Annotated in this window: 20 protein-coding genes; 6 read left to right on the plus strand and 14 right to left on the minus strand. The window is 28.9% G+C overall.

Features of this window, described 5'->3' with window-relative positions:
- Positions 1-36 precede the first annotated feature (36 nt).
- Positions 37-468: a hypothetical protein gene (locus AGR56_RS15930; protein WP_053243039.1), complete on the plus strand. Its 432-nt coding sequence runs from the start codon at positions 37-39 to the stop codon at positions 466-468.
- A 379-nt stretch (positions 469-847) separates the two neighbouring features.
- Positions 848-1,828, plus strand: a complete 981-nt coding sequence (locus tag AGR56_RS15935) for a tRNA-dihydrouridine synthase family protein (protein WP_053243040.1) — start codon at positions 848-850, stop codon at positions 1,826-1,828.
- Between the two features lie 128 nt (positions 1,829-1,956).
- On the opposite strand, the gene AGR56_RS15940 is transcribed toward AGR56_RS15935, so the two are convergent.
- From AGR56_RS15940 to AGR56_RS15950, 4 genes are read right to left on the minus strand one after another with little or no spacing between them, the layout of a single operon-like run.
- Positions 1,957-2,952, minus strand: a complete 996-nt coding sequence (locus AGR56_RS15940) for an arabinose ABC transporter substrate-binding protein (RefSeq protein WP_053243041.1) — start codon at positions 2,950-2,952, stop codon at positions 1,957-1,959.
- 36 nt (positions 2,953-2,988) lie between these two features.
- On the minus strand, positions 2,989-3,672 hold the full coding sequence (locus AGR56_RS22230; RefSeq protein ID WP_242851499.1) for an AraC family transcriptional regulator: 684 nt from the start codon (positions 3,670-3,672) through the stop codon (positions 2,989-2,991).
- On the minus strand, positions 3,644-4,606 hold the full coding sequence (locus tag AGR56_RS22235) for a response regulator (protein WP_242851500.1): 963 nt from the start codon (positions 4,604-4,606) through the stop codon (positions 3,644-3,646). The genes AGR56_RS22230 and AGR56_RS22235 overlap by 29 nt, the downstream gene beginning before the upstream one ends.
- A 25-nt stretch (positions 4,607-4,631) precedes the next feature.
- On the minus strand, positions 4,632-6,371 hold the full coding sequence (locus tag AGR56_RS15950; RefSeq protein ID WP_053243042.1) for a histidine kinase: 1,740 nt from the start codon (positions 6,369-6,371) through the stop codon (positions 4,632-4,634).
- 254 nt (positions 6,372-6,625) lie between these two features.
- On the opposite strand from AGR56_RS15950, the gene AGR56_RS15955 reads away from it, so the two are divergent.
- Positions 6,626-7,915 carry a glycoside-pentoside-hexuronide (GPH):cation symporter gene (locus AGR56_RS15955; protein ID WP_242851501.1) on the plus strand — a complete coding sequence of 430 codons (1,290 nt, stop codon included), beginning with the start codon at positions 6,626-6,628 and terminating at the stop codon, positions 7,913-7,915.
- 109 nt (positions 7,916-8,024) lie between these two features.
- Here the strand turns inward: AGR56_RS15955 and AGR56_RS20900 are convergent, their stop codons facing one another.
- Complete coding sequence (locus AGR56_RS20900; RefSeq protein WP_231017339.1) at positions 8,025-8,669, minus strand: transposase; 645 nt, start codon at positions 8,667-8,669, stop codon at positions 8,025-8,027.
- Between the two features lie 86 nt (positions 8,670-8,755).
- A complete protein-coding gene (locus AGR56_RS15970; RefSeq protein WP_053243045.1) occupies positions 8,756-8,944 on the minus strand; it encodes a hypothetical protein in 189 nt (62 codons plus the stop codon).
- A gap of 152 nt (positions 8,945-9,096) precedes the next feature.
- Between AGR56_RS15970 and AGR56_RS15975 the strand changes: the two genes are divergently transcribed.
- Positions 9,097-9,687: a hypothetical protein gene (locus AGR56_RS15975; RefSeq protein WP_242851579.1), complete on the plus strand. Its 591-nt coding sequence runs from the start codon at positions 9,097-9,099 to the stop codon at positions 9,685-9,687.
- Positions 9,688-10,055: 368 nt separating this feature from the next.
- The gene (locus tag AGR56_RS15980) at positions 10,056-10,568 is read left to right on the plus strand and encodes a QueT transporter family protein (RefSeq protein WP_053243047.1); all 513 of its coding nucleotides are present in this window, start codon (positions 10,056-10,058) and stop codon (positions 10,566-10,568) included.
- A 401-nt stretch (positions 10,569-10,969) separates the two neighbouring features.
- Here the strand turns inward: AGR56_RS15980 and AGR56_RS15985 are convergent, their stop codons facing one another.
- From AGR56_RS15985 to AGR56_RS16005, 5 genes are all read right to left on the minus strand, one after another.
- Complete coding sequence (locus tag AGR56_RS15985; protein ID WP_053243048.1) at positions 10,970-11,878, minus strand: tetratricopeptide repeat protein; 909 nt, start codon at positions 11,876-11,878, stop codon at positions 10,970-10,972.
- A 65-nt stretch (positions 11,879-11,943) separates the two neighbouring features.
- Positions 11,944-13,413, minus strand: coding sequence for a HAMP domain-containing sensor histidine kinase (locus AGR56_RS15990; RefSeq protein WP_053243049.1), 1,470 nt, complete (start codon positions 13,411-13,413; stop codon positions 11,944-11,946).
- A 3-nt stretch (positions 13,414-13,416) separates the two neighbouring features.
- On the minus strand, positions 13,417-14,100 hold the full coding sequence (locus AGR56_RS15995; RefSeq protein ID WP_053243050.1) for a response regulator transcription factor: 684 nt from the start codon (positions 14,098-14,100) through the stop codon (positions 13,417-13,419).
- A gap of 158 nt (positions 14,101-14,258) precedes the next feature.
- Positions 14,259-15,101, minus strand: a complete 843-nt coding sequence (locus AGR56_RS16000; RefSeq protein ID WP_053243051.1) for a hypothetical protein — start codon at positions 15,099-15,101, stop codon at positions 14,259-14,261.
- A 2-nt stretch (positions 15,102-15,103) separates the two neighbouring features.
- The gene (locus tag AGR56_RS16005) at positions 15,104-15,772 is read right to left on the minus strand and encodes a sigma factor (protein ID WP_053243052.1); all 669 of its coding nucleotides are present in this window, start codon (positions 15,770-15,772) and stop codon (positions 15,104-15,106) included.
- A gap of 298 nt (positions 15,773-16,070) precedes the next feature.
- Here AGR56_RS16005 and AGR56_RS16010 point away from each other — a divergent pair, with 298 nt between their 5' ends.
- The gene (locus AGR56_RS16010; RefSeq protein WP_053243053.1) at positions 16,071-17,129 is read left to right on the plus strand and encodes a DUF5667 domain-containing protein; all 1,059 of its coding nucleotides are present in this window, start codon (positions 16,071-16,073) and stop codon (positions 17,127-17,129) included.
- Between the two features lie 117 nt (positions 17,130-17,246).
- Here AGR56_RS16010 and AGR56_RS16015 read toward each other — a convergent pair whose 3' ends face one another.
- The 3 genes from AGR56_RS16015 to AGR56_RS16025 all read right to left on the minus strand — a co-directional run bounded on the left by AGR56_RS16015 (position 17,247) and on the right by AGR56_RS16025 (position 20,599).
- The gene (locus AGR56_RS16015; protein ID WP_053243054.1) at positions 17,247-18,788 is read right to left on the minus strand and encodes a diguanylate cyclase; all 1,542 of its coding nucleotides are present in this window, start codon (positions 18,786-18,788) and stop codon (positions 17,247-17,249) included.
- A gap of 43 nt (positions 18,789-18,831) precedes the next feature.
- Entirely contained in the window at positions 18,832-19,818 is a 987-nt protein-coding gene (locus AGR56_RS16020) for a Gfo/Idh/MocA family oxidoreductase (RefSeq protein ID WP_053243055.1), read from the minus strand.
- 181 nt (positions 19,819-19,999) lie between these two features.
- Complete coding sequence (locus tag AGR56_RS16025; protein WP_053243056.1) at positions 20,000-20,599, minus strand: nitroreductase family protein; 600 nt, start codon at positions 20,597-20,599, stop codon at positions 20,000-20,002.
- Between the last annotated feature and the right edge of the window lies 1 nt (position 20,600).

Raw genomic sequence — 20,600 nt, forward strand, 5'->3', positions numbered from 1 at the left:
AATAAAATAAATTTTGTACTTATGGGAGGAATTGTTATGAAGGAAATAGCAGGACTGCTTGGATGGATTGGCATCTGGGGATATATACTGGCTTTACTTAATTTTTTTGTCAAATATATAAATAAAAAATTTATAAACAAGCTTCCTAAGGATAAACAGAAGCTAATTAGTGGATATAGAATTATTATGAAATATATAGTGAAATATCATAAAGTAATTGGTATAGTGGCTTCGTTAGCCATAATAGTGCATCTATATTTGATGTATACTCGTATAGGACTATCAATACCAGGACTAATTGCTGCTCTAATAATGTGGACTATTTTTGCTTTAGGGATATATGGGGTTGCTATTAATAAAAATTTTAGGGGAAAGTGGGTTAAAGTTCATAGAGTATTGGCTTTTATATTAATATTCGTAATGCTTTTTCATGTTATGTTTACAAGGGTATTATTGATTCGTAAATAGTTTTATTTGTCTTCTCTCCCTCTATTATATATATCCATGACAGCCTATATGTGGCTTAAATAGCTGCTTACAGGCTGCTATTTTTGATTGGTGATTGCAGATTTACTGCATATGTAAAAGTAATGTAACCATAAAATACAAAAAAGCTTTGTTTATGATTCGACTAGTTATAAAAATGCCTTTGAAGTGATTAAGATAGATAAAAACATTGTAATAGGTGCAAATAAACTTTTTTTAAATAATACTACTATTACACTAAATAGAGTAATTAACAACTTCAATTTTAAACTTTCAGCTTGTTTATCTATATGCAAATACGATAAAATAAAATTAGAAAATCAGTTATATTTTCTAATTTATAAATTCAAGGAGTCATTAAATGGAATATTATTTAGCACCAATGGAAGGAATTACAGGACATATATACAGAAATTCTTATAATAAATTTTTTGGAGATATTGATAAATACTTTACACCTTTTATTACTCCCAATGAAAGCACAAGTCTTAAAACTAAAGAATTACGAGATCTTTTACCAGAAAATAATAAAGGAATAAATGTTGTGCCGCAAATACTCACTAATAATTCTCAAGGTTTCATTACTACTTGTAGAAAATTGCAGGAGTTAGATTATAAAGAGGTTAATTTAAATTTAGGTTGCCCATCTAGAACAGTTGTTTCAAAAAATAGAGGCTCTGGGTTTCTTGCTAAAAGAGAAGAACTTGATGCATTTTTAGATGAGATATTTAAAATAAACAATATGAAAATTTCCATAAAAACTAGAATAGGAAAGGACAATCCGGAAGAATTTTATGAACTTATAAAAATTTTTAATAAATACCCTGTAGAGGAGCTAATTATCCATCCTAGAACGCAAAAGGATTTTTATAAAAACAAGCCCAATTTAGAGGTGTTTGAAGCTGCACTATCTTTAAGCGTAAATCCAGTATGCTATAATGGTGATATTTTTACTGCTAATGATCATGATAAATTAATAAAAACTTTTCCAAAGTTAAAAAGGGTTATGCTTGGAAGAGGGATAATAGCTAATCCAGCCTTAGTGAGTTCTATAAAAAATGGAGCCAGCAGTGTAAATAAAAAGCAAATAAAAGCCTTTATCGATGAGATTTTAAGTGCATACATAGAAGCGTATAAGGACAATAAAAATGCAATGCTTAGAATGAAAGAATTATGGGGATATATGATTTACATATTTTCCAATAATAAAAAATACGCCAAGAATATTAAGAAAGCACAAAAGTTAACTGATTATAATTTAGCAGTTTCAGCTTTATTTGCAGAGCAGGATATTGTGCAGGGTGCTGGATTATTTTATGATGGAAATCAATTATATGATTAACTAATTTAATGCAAATTCTAATGTTTTTACAGTACAGCTTTTGAATTAAATACTATTAAATTTATATCTTTTGATTTAATAGTAAATGTAATTCTATACAACCTAATATAAACCCATCAATAGCATAATTATTTCAGTATTAAATTTTGATAGTTGTCCTTTGTGATTATTTTGTCCTTAACTAAATATTTCTTAGGTATATTTTTATTAAGTAGAAGATTTTCCATGAGTTCTTGTGCGGCAATCTGTCCTACTTTGGTGGCACTTATATACGCAGAAGCTATAAGAGGAGACTTTTCTTTTTGAAATTCATCCTTTGCTACATAATTGCCTACTCCTACAGCTACAGCATTTCTTGAAAGTCCTGATTGTTCAAGGGCTTTTATTGCTCCAATGGTGCCAGCTTCGTTAGCAGACATTATAAACCAATTTTTTATATTTTTATTGTTAGTTATAGTAGAAGCTGCAGAGTAAAAACTTTTTTCAGACTGTCCATTATATTCTGCTTGAAAAATATTCTCTTTTGGGAAGCTTGGAAGTTTATTCTTAAAGGTCTCTAGTTGACCTTCTGTTCTAGGTATACAGCTAGATACAGAATCCATAGACATAAGTAAGAGTCCAGAAGACTCAAGATTAGTTAATTTATTATTTTTCTTTAAGTAATCTACTAAAAAATTAGTCATATCCCGTCCTATTTTACTAGAATCAATTCCGACAAAGGGAGCAAGATAATTACCTTCATTATCAGTAAGAGGATCATCGCAGGCAATAACGGCAATATTTGATTTTTTGCATCTATCAATGGTAATTTTACTTAACTTTTGATCAGGAATACATATCAATATACCATCTACTTTTTGAGTGATTAAGCTATCTAAAGCAGATAAATATACATCTGGATTCATCTTAGCATCTATAGTTATTACTTCTTTTGCTCCCATTTTTAAAGCTTGATTTTTAGCAGCTTCACTTTCTTCTTGAAACCATGCTTCATCTAAAGTTTTATAAACAACCGCAATAACTAAGTCGGATTTTTTAGTAATTTCTTTACTTGGTACTGTATCACAAGAAAAAATTAAGGTGGTAAAAATCATAAATAAAGCTAAAAGTAATTTTCTATTCATGTTAATATAAATTCCTTTCATTAATAGAGGCTTAAATTAAAAATTTGAGTCTCTAAATTGGTTTGGTGTAATACCTGTAATTTTTTTAAATAATATGCTAAATTGTTGAGGGCTGCTGAAGCCAAGTTTATCTGATATTTCATAAAGTTTATAATTAGTAGATAAAATTATTTCTTTAGACTTCTCTATCCTAGCCTTTAAAATATACTGTGTTACATTTTCGCCTGTTTCTTCTTTAAATATTCTGCATAGATAAACCTTATGAACATTAATATTTTCAGCTATATCTGTTAAACTTAATGAGTGATTATATAAGTTTTTGTTTATGTAATCTATGCAGTCTGATACCTTTTTGCTGTACTTGTTTTTAAAAGAATTACTAAATTTAATGTTAATTATTTTTGTAAATATCTCAATAAACCAATTGTTCATTTCTTCAACAGTTTCCTTTGCTGTCAGAATCTCCATAGGTATGTATGAGGTTCCAAAGATATCTTTATAGTTTATGGAATATCTATTGCAGGTTTTTACTATTAAATCTAAAAGAGAGGAGTTTATATAATTTAGATAATTAAGCTGCATAAAACCTCTTATATCCCTATCGTATAAATGGGTAAGTTCTAATTTTAAGTTTTCAATATGATTTTGGTCAATAGCTATATTAATGGCATAAATTCTTTTATTTAAGGTATCAGTGCTTAAGTTTAAAATTTTTAACAAAAGTATTATTTAAAATTATAGTATCATTTCCTAAGAATATTTTCATTTTAGAAAGTTTTATTACTTCATCCCAATATTTTTTTAGTCCAAATGGCTTTTTAAAAGTAGAGCTTATGCTTATTGTTAAGCTAATATTATTTATAAGAGAAATTCTTCTCCTTATTTCTTGTGCTAAAGAATAGCATTGATTTATTATATCGGCTTCACTATTAGTTGGAGTTAAACGTATAATAGCTGTAAATTCTCCATTTTCGCTGTAGAAGCTTTCTCCAATATTAAGTTCTTTTATAATTTCAGTAACATTTTTAATTATCTCATTAAGTGTTTGGGTATAAAATTTTTCATTTTCTATATATTTAAAAAAGTTATCTATTTGGATGAAAAATAGAGTGAAAAGTTTCCCATTTAAATTAAAATTTAGATTTTCAATAAGATTATAGCAGTCATCTTCATCTATGTTATTGAATATAAGCTTTCTTAGTGCTATATCTTTATTTTCTTTAAAAAAATTTAAAAGTCTATGCTCTTTTGTAGTTTTATTACTTTTCATGCTTGCATTATCAATATCAGTTTTTGTCTTGGCTAATATACCATACAAGTCATTGGGAGATATTAAATCTTTTATTAAATAATCTTTTACTCCCATTTTCATAGCTCTTTGAGCATAAGTAAAATCTTCATAGCAGCTTAATATTACAAATTTTTGATATTTATTTATTTTTTGTATTTCTTCTATTAAATCTAAGCCATCCATAATAGGCATTTGTATGTCTGTAATAATAAGATCTGGTTTTATATCAGAGTATTTATTTAATGCTTCTTTACCATTTGAGGCACTATATACTATTCGAAAATCAGTATCTTCCCAATTTATTATGTAGGAAAGAATTTCGCGTGCTGGTATTTCATCATCAACAATCATTACCTTGTACATGTTGTTGTCCTCCTTTAGAGCATTTCTAATAAATATACGGAATATTAAATTCTATACAGGTTCCAATTCCAGTTTTGCTATATACTTTTAAATTATATTCACTTCCAAAATATAATTTGAGCCTTTCCTTTATATTATCTAAACTAATACCATTGAATCCTTTATGAGAGGATTTTTGTTTGCCTATTCCAACGCCGTCATCTATAACTCTTATAGTTATGAATTTTTCTTTTTTTAGTATATCTATTCTTATAGTACCAGCATAACCTTTAGGAACTATTCCATGATAAAGGGAATTTTCAATAAGAGGTTGAAGTATTAATTTTGGTATTAAACAGTTATTTAATTCTTCAGGCATATTGTATACTAATTTAACTATGTCTCCATATCTATATTTTTGTATTCTTAAATAATTTTCAGTGCAGGTGAGCTCTTCTTCCAAAGTTATAAATTTTTTACTTGTTGATATACTTTGTCTTAATAGACTATTAAAGGATTGAATTAATTCTCTAATTTCGTTTTGATTATTTTTTATAGCTAAATAGTTTATTGTATTTAGCGTATTATGTATAAAATGAGGATTTATCTGTGATTGCAGCAAATCCAGCTGAGTTTTCATAGCTTCTACTTCAAGCTTTTTGTTTTCTTCTTCTTCTTTATATATTTGCTCAATCAAGCTTCTCATATTATTAATCATCTTATTGAAACAGGTTATAAGGTATTTGAGTTCATCCTCAGTTTTAGCTTCTAGCTTGTCCGGCCATTCTCCATTTTCAAATTTATTCATTGCTTTTGTAATATCATATATAGGATCTGTTATTTTCTTTGAAGTAATATGACTGATAAAAATTACAATTATAATACTGAAAATACCTATACAATAAATTAAACTTCGAATAGTATCTAGGTTTTTAGTTAAAGAATCTAGAGATATTAATCCGATTACTCTCCATTCTGGATATGCTTCTATGACACTATTAAATTCAATATATTTTGTATTGTTAATCTTTACGGTATCAGTATTAACTTTTTCTAGCATTGCTTTGTTATAATTAATATTTCCTATTTTATATATTAAGTTCCCGCTTTTATCAAGAATAAAAGTACTATTAAAAACACCACTGCAGTAGTCATCTATATTTGCAAATAAGCTTTTCTTTTTTATGTTGATCATAAGATAGCCAATTAAAGAATAATTTTCTTTATCTAAATATCTTGAAAAATAAGTTATAGTTGTTTTTTTATCATAATCTGGATCTGCATAATTAAATGGAAAAGTATTTGGAGAGGAGAATTTGTTTGAATAGCCACTTTCTATAAAGCTGTCCAACTCCTTATTTCCATAAATTAAACTGCTGTAAGGGTATTTTGAATAAAGAGGATCCATTATTTTTTTATCAGTTGTTAAAGGAATAATAGAAGTTATATAGTTATTCCATTTGCAATACTCCGATAAAGAGTTAAAAAATGCAGTATTATTTGCTGAATTAATGGAATTATTTTGGTTAAGCTTAGACATATAATCGTAAACATTCTTATCGTTTTCAATCATATAAGAATCATGTCTTATAGAATCTAAATTTTCATTAAGTATTTTAGAAATTACTGTTATTTTTTCTGATGCAACATTGTTATATTGTTTAATTATTTCTTTAGAAAATATATGACTTATAGATGATGTAATGGCTAGAGTTAGGCAAAGTATTATAATGGAAAAATATATAGTTATTCTATTGCTTATTTTTGTGATTCTTTTCATCTTCATTATTATCACCTAAAGAAAGTATAGCACTAAGAGTATAGGATTTCAAAACCAAAGATTCCCTTAAGTATTGGGAAATACCGTATACATATTTTAGGTTTAACTTAACTAAAAATAAATTTTATATTAAGTTAATATTTTATAAGAAAAGTTAATATTTTAAATTTTTATATTCAAACGATTTCAATATAATATAGTTAACGATTACAGCTGGACGTTTTAGTATATTTAGAGAAATGAAAGGAATGTGTATAAAAATGAAACAAAGAATTGCGTATGCATTAGGTGCATTTGGTCATGATATTTATTATGCAACATTATCAACATATTTTATGATTTTTGTTACCAAAGCTATGTTTGAAGGAGCACCAAAAGAAGTTCAGACAAAAATGATAGGTTTAGTTACAACATTGGTTGTTGGTATTAGGTTAATTGAAATCGTATTTGATCCACTTATTGGTGGAGTTATAGATGCCACCAAAACTAGATGGGGAAAATTTCGTCCATGGCTTTGTTTTGGTGGAACAGTTAGTGCAATTTGCCTGGTAATGCTATTTACTAATTTTTTTGGACTAGCTACAAGTAATCAAACTTTATTCACAGTTGTATTTATTATTGTTTTTGTTATTTTAGATTGTACTTATTCATTTAAGGATATAGCATTTTGGTCAATAATACCTGCACTTAGTGAAAATTCAGAGGAACGTGGAAAATTAGCAACTTTTGCTCGTTTTGCTTCATCATTAGGGGCAAATGGTACAACTTTAGCAGTAGTTCCTATAGTTGCATTTTTTACTTCAAAATTTTCTGGTAAAGCCTCTAGCGGATGGTTTGCTTTTGGTTTAATAGCTGCATCAATATATGGTGTCACAAGCTGGATTGCAGCTTTTGGAACAAAAGAAAAAGATAGTGTTTTACGTCAACAAAATGATAAAACTTCAATTAAAGATGTTTTTGGTGCACTTGTTAAAAATGATCAGTTAATGTGGTTAGCTTTGGCATATATTTTATTTGCTATTAGTTATGTAGCTACAACAGCGGTATTAATGCTTTATTTTCAATATGTCATTGCTAATATATCAGCATTTTCAATTGTAGGTGTTGTATCTGCAATTTGTGGTATTGTAGCTGTTCCATTATATCCAGTTATAACTAAATTTATTTCAAGAAAATACGTCTACGCAATTGGTATAGTATCAATGTTAATTGGATATTTATTATTTTCAGTAGCATCATCAAGTTTATTGGTAGTTATTATTATAGGTTTAGTATTCTTCTATTTCCCATATCAGCTAATTTTCTTATCAGTGTTAATGACAATAAGTGATGCGGTTGAGTATGGACAATGGAAAAATGGTGTTCGTAATGAAGCCGTAACTTTATCTCTTCGTCCCTTGCTAGATAAGATTGCGGGTGCGCTATCTAATGGTATTGTAGGTTTTGTATCAGTATCTTGTGGTATGATTGGAAATGCACAAGCAAAGGATATAACACCAAAAGGTATTTTTACATTTAAGATATGGCATTTTATTTGCCAGCAGCGTTAATAATTATATCTTGCATTATATTCTTATCCAAAATTAAATTAACAGAGAAAAGACATGCTGAAATAGTAAAAAAGTTGGAAGCATCATTAGAAAAAAATGGACAGTAAGTTTATTTTGGCATATTAAATAAACTTAATCCATCTTTGTCAGAGCCAATACCTACGATAACAGAAGAAAGAATTTTGGCTTTACCACGCTTTTTTCTTAAATTAGCATAGAGATTTTTAAGGTTCAATAACTTACCATTGTAATTGTAGTAAACCCTTGGCATTGCTTTGACCATGGCAATAGTATTAAGTTTAAGTTCTAAAATCTGTATAAGAGTTTTTGGGTACGTAAACCAACTGTCAAAAAAAACATATGATGCAGGAATAGCATATTTTGAAACTTGTTTAAGTAAACTAATCATAACTTCAGGTGACTTTAAAACAGCCTCCTTACGGAGTTTAGAACCGTTGGTTCTTTTATCAATATTGTGGTTTTCAGAACAAAGTCTGTTTTTCTCCTTTTCGGAAGAAAGCAGAGTAAAAGCAAGCGGTAAAAAAGTATTGCAATCTGACCAACCAAGGGTAAGAAGGCGAAAACCTTTTACATATTTATGGTCAACATGGTTACGAACTCTTGCAAGAAGTTCAACAGATTTACTCCTGCACCTACTGTATAAAGAATCATCAACTACAAGTACGTTAACTCTATCTTCTGAAGTAAGTGGTACAATAACATTTTTTATGATTGATGAAGAAAGTAAAAACAGAAACTTTCTCCAATTGAAGTTTGGAGAATTAAGGAATCTATATACAGTATCTTTTGAAAATTGATTGTTTTTTCAAGACTCCAAGTTTATAAATAGGTTTTTCCAGTAAAAACAAGCATGAAAATATATTGAAATATTTTAATACAAGAAAACCCTCTTTCTTTAGAAAAATTACATTGTTTGAGTATATATCCAATTTTGTTATCTTTAAAAAATCTATTTATAGTAAAATTAAATTGTTTATCAGTAGTATCATTTGATATAATAGTATTCATAAGAAACATTCCTTTCTTTGGTGTGGTGTTTTTAGCAATTCTATTATACCAAAAGGAATATTTCTTTGCTTTATATGTTTATTCTGAAGGCTTTCGACTTAATTTTTATGTGCGAAAGTTGAGTTATAATACCTGGAATTGTAGCTTTCCACATATATGGAGCAGGAGTTAAGAATCCAGATTTATTATACTCAAGACTTGTAAATGATGTATTGCCAAAACCTTTAATAGGTTTCTTTGCAGCAGCTATGTTTGGATCAGTGTTGAGTGTATTTAATGGAGTTTTAAATAGTGCCTCAACTTTATTTGCACTAAATGTGTATAGTCCTGTACTTGGAAAGGGAAAATCTGATAAAGAAATTATATCAAAAGGTAAGTTGTTTGGTCTTGTTTTGGCTATAATTTCAATGACTATAGCACCATTTATAATGTATGCGCCACAAGGCTTATTTCAATACTTGCAAACAGTAAATGGTTTCTTTGTTGTAGATATTAAACCATGGAAATATAGTTATGAAGCTAGTGGAGTTGTATTATTCTTAATGGTATCTATGTATGTTGTTTGCTCAAAATTAGGATTTGCTAGTAAAAATGGAATAGGAATTAGAACATTGATACCTATAGTTTTAATTGCAGCGGTAATGTATGGATTAGTAAAGCTTATGAAAGCAAGGAGTTTAGAAGGTAAAAAGAATCCTGATGTAAAGTTAGATAATAAAAATGCAAATGATGCTCAATACTAGTTTATACAGTAATACCATTTACATTAGCTTGTTCATTTATTATATGAAGTTGTGAAAAAAGGTATTCTATAGGTTTTACTATACCGCACATAATTTGTAATGTACAGTTTGCAATAGCTTTATCTATTTGATATAATCATAAAGATGAAAATTAACATTTAGTCAGTTCGAAAGCCTCCTGACTTAAAATAAAACTATGGTAAAATAATTAAGAATAATAAGGATTTAAATTGATTTTTTTATTAATAGAATCTTTTATTTTTGTTGAGTTTATTTATCGTAGGATATTTCTTACGATTTTTTTATTTGGAGACTTTTATATGTAGTGCTGGCTTGGAGAATATTATTAATAAAATGAGGGAGTTTATATGGATAATAAGACAGTAGAAAGATTAGTTAAAACAGCTATTATAGCAGCACTTTATGCAGTTGTAACAATTGTTCTGGCGCCAATAAGCTATGGGGCTATACAATTTAGAGTATCAGAAATAATGGTATTACTAGCATTTTTCGATCCGTTTTATATTGCTGGACTCACTATTGGATGCTTTATTGCAAATATTCTTGGACCCAATGGATTAACTGATATTATATTTGGTACAATAGCAACCTTTATTAGTGTTTGTGCTATTTCATTTACAGGAAGGTTTGCACGGAATAAAAAAGCTTCATTATTAATAGCATCGCTTTGGCCTACTGTTTTTAATGGTCTAATAATTGGGGGAATGCTTAGTTATCTTTATAAATTACCTCTTGCATTGTCAATTGGTGAAGTTGCAATTGGTGAATTTGTTGTAGTTACAATAGTTGGACTGCAAGTTGTAAAATTTATACAAAATAAATATGGGAAATTACTATTGATTCATAAAAATTTAAAATAATAGATTTAAGCTTTAATTAAATATTTATAAATGCAGAAATGCCAAAATGATAGATAAAGAAAAATGTCTATCATTTTTTATTGAAAAGATATTAAGAATTTAACATTTAAATTTATATATATGCAAGTAGCTTAACAGCTAAAATAATTAGGAATTATTTTCCATTGTTCGTATTTTTCAATGGATTTTTTATGATACCTATTTTTATTAATAATTTTTTTATAAAAACTTATTGACTTTTACTAGCTGGTCTAATTTAACATTAGATTTATTATACATTATTAATGCTCAACTTTCAATACTATTAAAAGGAAAACAACATATCATCTAATAATTGAACTATTTACCTCTACAAATTAAAAATATAAATTTTACACTCTTGATAATTTAAATTATTAAGTTTAAGGCGTAAATTGTGTCTCTAATCGAAGTACTACGCGATTTTTATTTAAATAAATCCAAAAGAAACCTCTACTATCCTTATAAGTATTTTCAAGTGTCTTAAATTGGCTGTAACTTACTGGCTGATTTGAACTATCACTGCTACTCGAATTAATAATATATTTTGCAACATTGATCTTTGCATTATTAGAAACTTCAAAATCTTCTATACTGCTAGTTTGCCTGATGTAATAATGCCTGTGTTCATCAAACTCCAAGCCATCCTTTGCAGCTTCATTTGCTGCTTCTGGTTCCTTAAAAAACTGTCCTTCAATAACTGAAATATACCTTTTTCCATTGTGTTCATATACATTTTTAACAATTCCAAAAGTCTTTATACTTTCTACAGTATCCTCTTGCTGTGAACTGCTATTATCTCCAGCTTGACTTTCAGTTTGAACTGGCTTTAAAACTGTATTTTGTTTGCTTTGAGCAACAGCATTTTGACTGTTTTTAGCTTGCTCATTCGTGTCTATTTTTTGTTTCACTTCTACAAGAAGCTTTTTCATATTTTCAACATCAACATTATTTGTAATTGCTTCTTGTACTACATCATACGCTTCTTGAAGTTTTCCCTTTGACAAATACTTATCCTTTATAGTTAGATAAGTTTGTTTATCCTTTTTATCTAACTCAATTGCCTTATCATAAGCTTTTTTTGCTTCGTCATACTTTCCGCTGTCTACCAATTTATTTCCCAAATCAATGTTCTTTTTAACTTGATTTTCTGCCTGTTTTGATTTTGCAGCCATTTTTACATCTTTAGTCACTACAATTTCCTTATCCTTATGTGAACAGCCGCTGATAGATAGGGAAAATGCCAAAAGTATTAATAAAATTAAATAATTTGTTATATGATTCCTTCTCATTGCACTCTCTCCTTTTCTTTTTACAGGTTAATAATAGCATTGATTTTTTATCAAATTTAATAAAATTATTGCCAAGTTGTTTCTATGACAGGTATTTTTATCCTTACTACAACTTTTTCTCCATTTTCAATTTTTATTTCTCCATTATGCTCTTTTACTATTTCATCGCATATATACAGACCTAGTCCACTGCTATGCTTTTCTATTGATTTTTGTGATTTCACAAAAGGTTCAAATATTCTCTTGTAAATATTGTCTGGTATTGGATTCGCTTTATTTTCAACTTCAAATTTATAGTAATTGTCAAGAATCATACCTCTAACATAAATTTTATCTTCAGTAGAATACTTTATGGCATTATCCAAAACATTTATTATAAGCTCTCTAATTTTATTAGGTTGTCCCAAAATGTTGCCGTCTTTTATATCTCTGCATATAGAGTGAGAATACTTTTTAGCCTTCATATTCATATCATCACATATTTCAACCAAAAGCTTTCTCATATCAATTGGCTTTGAGGCTTCATCAACAAACGAATCGCCCTTTGATACATCAATCAATTTTAAAACAAGCTTATGAAGCCTTTCACTTTCAGAATATATCCTTTTTACAGCTCTTTCCTTAAACTCTACATCCTCTACTATTCCTTCCGTTAGAATTTCTGCATAACCTGAAATTGCTGTAAGAGGAGTTTTAAGCTCATGCGTTACATTGTCAAAGAACTTCTTTCTTACCTTTTCAAGCCTTTCAACTTTTTCCTTCTCACTTTCTATAGTTGTTATTTGTTCCTTTATCTTGTTCTTCATATTTATAAATTCTCTTGCTAATACTCCCATTTCGTCATTGGTTTTACACTGAATTTCATAATCATATTCCCCATTTCCAACTTTTTTTACTGCCTTGGTTAGCTTGGTGATTGGCTTTGTTATTTTATTTGTTATAAAAAAAGCCAAAATAAAAATGCAGATAAAAATAGCAAATTCAATTATAGTTATGAAATTTATTATTCTACTGTTATCTCCATAAAGCTGGTCATAATCTTTGCATACAGTCATTATTCCAATATAATTTTCATTTTCATATATGGGATATGATAGAATACCATTAACTCCAGTATTCTTATATTTAAATTCTATTACTGCTCTACCATTTTCAGCGGCTTTCACACTTTTTACAATTGTGTCTTTAAAACCTACAGTAATATTATTTTTAATTGTATCCCCATCCATACTGCTAATCCTTGAAGTACAGTTATAATTCATATTTATATTCTTAACAATACTTGAAGAGGCTGTTTTTAAGCCTTCCTCGTTTAAACCATAACCATTTATTTGATCATCGCTAAATCCCATTGAATCAATAATAAGGGTATATTTTATATATTCCTGAGTACTTTTCATTACTTCCTTCAGCGAATTACTTATTTGCTGCTCCATATTAGAAATCAATGCCTGCCTAATTATAATATTTAATATAATTCCAAGAACTACAAGTATAACTGATAAGCTAAGCATAAATTTTAATTTTATTTTCATTTTTCACCTCATTATATACCCTACTCCAAAGACGGTTTCAATTATCGATCCACAATTTTCATTATCAAGTTTGCTCCTTAATCTTCTCACATGAACATCTACAGTTCTTAATTCACCATCATACTCATCGCCCCATACCCTATCGAGAAGCTCCTCTCTGGTGAATACTCTCCCTTTATTTTGGGTCAAAAACTCAAGCAAATCATATTCCTTGGGCTTTAATTTTACTTCCTTATCGTAAGCTCTTACAGTTCTGCTTTCTATATCGATTTTAATGTTGCTATTTACATTAAGTACATTGGTAATACTATAATTTTTATACTTTTCAACTCTTCTTAAGGCAACTTTTATCCTTGTAAGCACTTCCTTAATATGAAAAGGCTTGGTTATATAGTCATCAGCGCCAAGTTCAAGACCAAGCACTTTATCAACCACATCATTTCTTGCAGTAAGCATAATTATTGGTATTGAATATTTTGAATTAATGTATTTGCATAAATCAAATCCATCTTCATCTGGAAGACATATATCAAGAAGTACCAAATCAGGTTTAAAGCTATCAAGGAAACTTCTTGTTTCTTTTCCTGAAAAGGCACTTGTAGCCTTGTACCCATTAGCTTTTAATGCAGTAGTTAAAATATCGTTAATTGATAATTCATCATCTACCACTAAAATTTTTAAATCCATATATCATTCTCCTTAATATAAACAAGCAAAAAAAGGACACAAGTTTAAAACTCATGTCTGCTCAACAGTTACATATTTTTCATTTACACTTTTAGTATAATATTGCTTCATAACTTTGTCAACTTTTAACTTATAAAAATAACTTTTTTCAGATAGTTCTATTTACTTTTGCGATTTTCTGCTTTCTGATTACCTTTGTTACTTTTATCCGTGCTAGTACTAGCATTGCTATTATTCTTATTATTACTGCTGTGATTTGTTTTTGAGTTTTTATTGCTATTATTAACACTGTTTTTATTTAAATTATTTACTGATTTACCATTGCTGTTATCCATTTTACTATTTTTGCTATCTGCATTGCTTTTAGCACCTGCATTTACAGGAGAAGAAACATTACTGCTGGCTGGAACATTTACCTTGGGAGGATTCGAAACTCTGTTTTCATTTTTCACTTCATTACCTGAATTACTTAAATTATTTACCTTTTTGCTATCAGCTGAGCTTTCCTCTTTAATGCTTTTATTTATCAATGATAAATCCACACTTCCCTCAAGTGGATTAACTTTCACCTCAGAAAAAGATTTTATTAATTTTTCTTTTTTTGCTTCTAACATAAGTTCTTTTATAGCTCTATCTACTAAAATATTTTTAATTTTGGTTTTGCTTAATATTTCTTCTCCTCTTTTATCTGGAGTAGAAGCAGCCATTACACGATTCCATCTATTTAATTTGAGCATTATTTTTGAATTCATATTAATTTCTACAGCTTTCACTGGATTACAATAATCTATAATTCCTAAAACAAATATAAGCACTGCAGCTGCCGCAGTTATAAACGCTTTTCTAAAGAAAATTGTATCTTTAGCTTCATATCCTTCATATTCTTCACCGCATATTGGCATAGATTTTCCACACCTTACTCTGGCAAATTCTCCCGTTTTGGTCATTACAATTGCACTGCTTCCCCTTATTTCCATAACCATTCCCTTTTTTTTCATCACATTTATTCCTCCTTTCTGATATTGAGATACGACTTTAAATACATAAACTCATCATTTGATAAAATTATTATTAAAGATATTAAATACCTTCTCCACTTTTCTATAAATTTTCTATTTTTATTTGTTAATCTCATTATTTCAGTAACAGGGAGTCTTTTCTTCTCCTCCAATTTTCCTTTTATGTATTCATTTTTTACACACAAAATAGCTACATTAAGAACCTCATCCCTTGTATCTCTATGGGAAGGAGAATTTTTTGAAAGTTCAAAGAAATCTATATCATACTGCTTTAAGTGCTTCTTATAAATATTTATCTCATCTATTCTGTTTTTGCGTTCCACCTCCATATCATATTTATCTATGGACATATTATTGTGCATTTCCCTTTCCCCTTCTTCATTATCAAAATACAGAAGCGGCGTCCTGCTAGAATTTTTAAAAAAGTCTATAAGACTATTTCTAATAACTACCTTAGCATAGGAAAAGAAATTTCCTCTTCCCTCTGAAAAAGTTTCACATGCCTTATTAAAGGCTTCTATTGCAACACTAAACTCTTCATCATTATTTTTATCAAGTTTTTTCTTACATATAAAAGAAGCGGTTTTATATATAAACTCCATATTTTCTTCTATAAATAAATTTATATCTCCTATACGGAAATCTTTTTCCATTCTTTCACCCTTTCTACATATAGGGTTACCGACTCTAGCTTTAGGTTATGCTTGTCTCATAATACCTTAAACATATCATTTTACAACATGTAAACCTCAAGCTTCCGTGCGGTAACCCCTTAACGGGACCACGTTTAAACTTCAGAATATTAATTAAAATACTTTTCATCATACATATATTAAGTACGAAAATACTCCTCTATTTTAAGGGGCAATTTTAATTTTTTTTAATTTCCCCCCTCAAATTAACCAATCTTCTCGTAAATATTACTGAAAATCACAAAGGGGGAAATTTATTATGAAAAGAAAATTTATTTTAGGATTATCTCTATTCTTCACAATGTCTTTATCAGTATCTGCATTTGCAGCAGAAAATACAACTGGTGACTACAAAGCTTATGCAGGTGTAACACCTGGAAGTATATTATATCCACTTGATAAAGCTATAGATAATTTAGAGGTAAAACTTGCAAGTTCACCTTCTAAGAAAATAGAAAAACTTCTTGAAATTCAAAAAGAAAGATTAGGTGAAATCCAAAAATTAATAGAAAGTAAAAAATCAAACTTAGAATTGGAAGCAGTAGATAACCTAAAAGCTGCATCAGATGAAACATCAACAGAAATAGATTCAGTTCTAAAAGACAGTCCTGCATCAGAAGATGAAGCTAAAGATGTTGATACTGCACTTAAAGATGTTGAAAGCTTCAACACAAACTCTATTGATACACTTAATGCTCTAAAAGATAAACTTCCTAAGAGTGCATCTGAAAAAGTGGCTGCAGTAGCAGAAATGCAAGCTAAGAAAAAAGAAGCTGTAAAACAAATGGTAACTGCAAGACATGAATTAAATGATGCTAAAAAAGCAGTAAATACTGCAAAGAAAACCTTAGCTGATGCTACAAAAACTGGAGATACTGCTTCAATAGAAAAAGCTAAAGCTGTCTTAGATGCTGCTAATACCGTACTTGCAGAAAAGCAAACTGCATTTGATAATGCCAAGAAAAATAAAAGCGAAGTTATTAAGAGCACAAAGATAGGAAAAGGAAAAAAGGATAAAACCACTGATACTGATGAAAATACTACTAATCCTACCTCTACAACCGAAACTACTGATGGCAGCACTAGTACAACAACTGAAAACAGTATCAGCCCTGCACCTACAAACAGCAGTACTTCTACAGTTCAAACAACAGAAAACACTAATACAACTACTGCTCCTAAAACAACTGTTACAACAGAAAAAGAAGCAACCGAAGCTTCAAAGAAAAACGCTGATGAAAAAGTAAAAAATAATAACTCAAACAATGGAAATAAAGCTGCAGTACATAAAGATGAAAGCAAAAAAGGTAATAAATAGTTAACCTAGCCACTGCCCATGATTTTTATTCATGCGGCAGTGGTTTTAAATTCATAATAAAACAAAGCCCAAAAATAAAATTCTCTTAAGCTTACCATCACTTAAAAGAACTTTATTTCAGTAAAATTCAACTCTATTTCTTCCATTTTCTTTTGCCTTATATAAAGAATCATCTGCTCTTTTTAAGATACTGTTAATATCATCATCATTAAATTCAGCTAAACCTATGCTGGTAGTAACCATCAATTTTTCATATTTAAATTTACAGCATGAGATTTTTTCTCTAACTCTATCGCATAATTTAATAGCCTCCTGCAGCGTAATGCCAGGCATAATTATAAGAAACTCTTCTCCCCCAAATCTTCCTATCTCTATATTGTCCTTAATTTCACTCCTCACTATCTTAGATACCTTCGTTAAGACCTCATCGCCAACCAAATGCCCATAGCTATCATTAATTTTCTTAAAAAAATCAATGTCCATTATAGCGATAGTAAGACCTAGTTGTTTTCCTTTACTTTTTTCAACTTCTTCATTCAATAATTTAGTAATATGCTTTTTATTATATAATCCTGTTAAGCCATCTCTTATTGATTCATTATAAAGCTTAGTATTTAACCTTCTCAATCTATTTTGAGCTTTGGTGAGCTGTGTTACGTCCTGCAATAACAGCAAGTATCCAGTTACATTATCACTATCAAACTTAATAGCTTTTATAGAACCATAATAATAAATTTTTTTCTCCCGAAATTTGTGGTTAAGTTGAATTTTTAAAGGATCATTGCGTAAATTAGAAAAATCATACCTTGAAATTTCACTAATTAAACTTTCTATTGGCTTTCCTAGCATCTCACTAATACTGGTACTAAATGCATCAACCACTCTTTTATTTAGATCAATTATCTTTCTATTGTTATCCATCACTATCATAAGCTCATCCATGCTTTCAAAAACATATTCTCTTGCAATAGGAACAACATTTATAAATCCATATTGTATTGTAGCAAAACCAGCTATTAATGCAGAAAATAAAAATGAAACAGGTGTAAAATCTATGCAATTACCAAACTGCATGCTAATAGTCTGAACTATATTGCTAAAAATCGGGAAGCTTATGCTTACAATAATACCAATTGCTTGCTTTCTAACATTGTACGGCTTTGAAAAAGCCACTTTCAATAAAATTGCTATATTAATTATATTTATTAAATAATTATATACAGTATCAACCCAAAACCAACTTCCAAATTTTTTGGTAAGAATGTTAAAACCGTTTTTTAACTCTATGTTAAAATCATATGCAAATAAATTATTATATGGACTGATTAAAATAATAACAGCTACAATGGTGGGGATAATAAAAAATATTGCTTTAAAGTATTGGGGAAATTCATCTTTTTCTGTGAACTCCGCCGTTGCTATTAACCATAACACTGGTATATAAACAATGAATATATATCTAATAGAAAATAATAATGTTTTAATTTTCAAATCATGACTTAGTAATTCTGCTGCATACATTCCATTCCATATGGAGACTAATACCCCACTCAAAGCAAGCAATTTCCTTCCACTTATGCACAACTTGCTCCATAAAGCCTTAACCGATACCAAAAATATACATGATGAAATTATTAAAACAGCTATATATGGCTGCACAACTTACCTCCTCATACCAGCATATATTTAGTTGAAGTACAATTTATGAAAAGTCTGCTGGAAATACTATTCCTGTCTGTTTTCGTGTATTTTCTATAATATCTATTGAAGTTATAGATTGAAAATGTGAATTAATATCGGACTCTAATTTGCCACTTTTAATATCCTGTATAAATCCTTTGATTTCATAATACATTGATTCTTTTCTTTGAGGCATTGATATATCCTCTGTTCTTCCATCTTTATATATAATTAAAACCTTCTCGATAGGATTTATTTTATCAAAAACTATAGATCCGTTTTCCCCTTGAATTTCACCTTGAATATAGGAGTTAGATATCTTTGAGTAAATAACTACACCTTCCATATCATCGTAAGATAAAATTACACTTCCTTCACCATCAACCCCAGATTCAAGTTTCAAGGAAGAAGCCTTTATCTTGTTTGGCTTTCCAAAGAGATTGACTAGAGGCTGTATACAGTAAGTACCTATGTCCATAATAGCTCCATTTGAAAACTCAGGCTTAAAGGCATTTAGAATGTTTCCTTCTTTATATGCATCATATCTTGAAGAATACTGACAATAACTTATAAAACATCTTCTAACCTTTCCTATTTTATGTAGATTTTCTTTTATAATCTTAAAGTTCGGTAAAAATGTAACTTTCATAGCCTCCATTAAAAGGACTTTATTATCTTTTGCTGCCTTAACCATAGCGCTTACTTCTTTTAAATTTGACGCCATTGATTTCTCGCACAAAACATGTTTTTTGTTATTTAAAAATTTTATTGCCTGCTGCGCATGTAGTGAATTAGGACTTGCTATATAAACAGCATCAACGAAATTACTTTTAGCCATATCTTCTAAATTCGTAAATACATTTTGGGCATCATATTTTTCTGCAAATTCTTTACCAGTTTCGTATTTTCTTGAGTATACTGCATTAAGTTTAAAATCAGGTATTAACCTTGCACTTTTTACAAATTGATCAGCTATTTTGCTTGTACCTATTATCCCAAAATTTATCATATTCATCGCTCCTATTAACTTTATTATTGCTAATACAATTATAATTTACTCTATATATCAATACAAACATTTTTACTTAATATTTTTATAAATTAATAAATTCAATAAAAAAAATTCCAGGTAATTACAAGATCTGGAATTTTAATCTATTAAACTTTATCACATTCTTTTAAAGCACAACTTATTTATAAAATTTAACTCTATCCTCTAGTGGAGAAAAATCTTTTTGCTCTGGAGCAGAAGTAGGTTTGCCAAATGGCATCTCCCCTCTTAATTTCCATCCACTTGGTATGTTCCATTCTTTGCTCACTTCACTATCAATTAGTGGATTATAGTGCTGAAGAGATATTCCAATTCCTTCAGATGAAAGTGCATTCCATATATTTATCTGAAGCATTCCTGACGCCTGCTCTGACCATACTGGAAAGTTATCCTTATACAGTGAAAACTTTTGTTGAAGTGCTTTCACTACATTTTGATCTTCGAAAAACAAAATAGTTCCATATCCATTTTTAAATGAGTTTATTTTATTTTCTGTTTCGGAAAACTTTTCCTTAGGTACTATTTTTCTAAGTTCTTCTTTCGCAATATCCCAAACTTTATCATGTTCTTTTCCTAGCAGTACCACAACTCTTGAGCTTTGTGAATTAAAAGCAGAAGGAGTATTTTTAACTGCAAAATTGATTATTTCCTTTAATCTATTATCGCTAATTGTACTTTCCTTGCTTATACCATATATTGTCCTTCTATTTTCTACAGCTTCATAAAAACTTTTTGACATT

Origin of the sequence: Clostridium sp. DMHC 10, from assembly GCF_001270375.1 — a bacterium.
Classification (GTDB): domain Bacteria; phylum Bacillota; class Clostridia; order Clostridiales; family Clostridiaceae; genus Clostridium_S; species Clostridium_S guangxiense.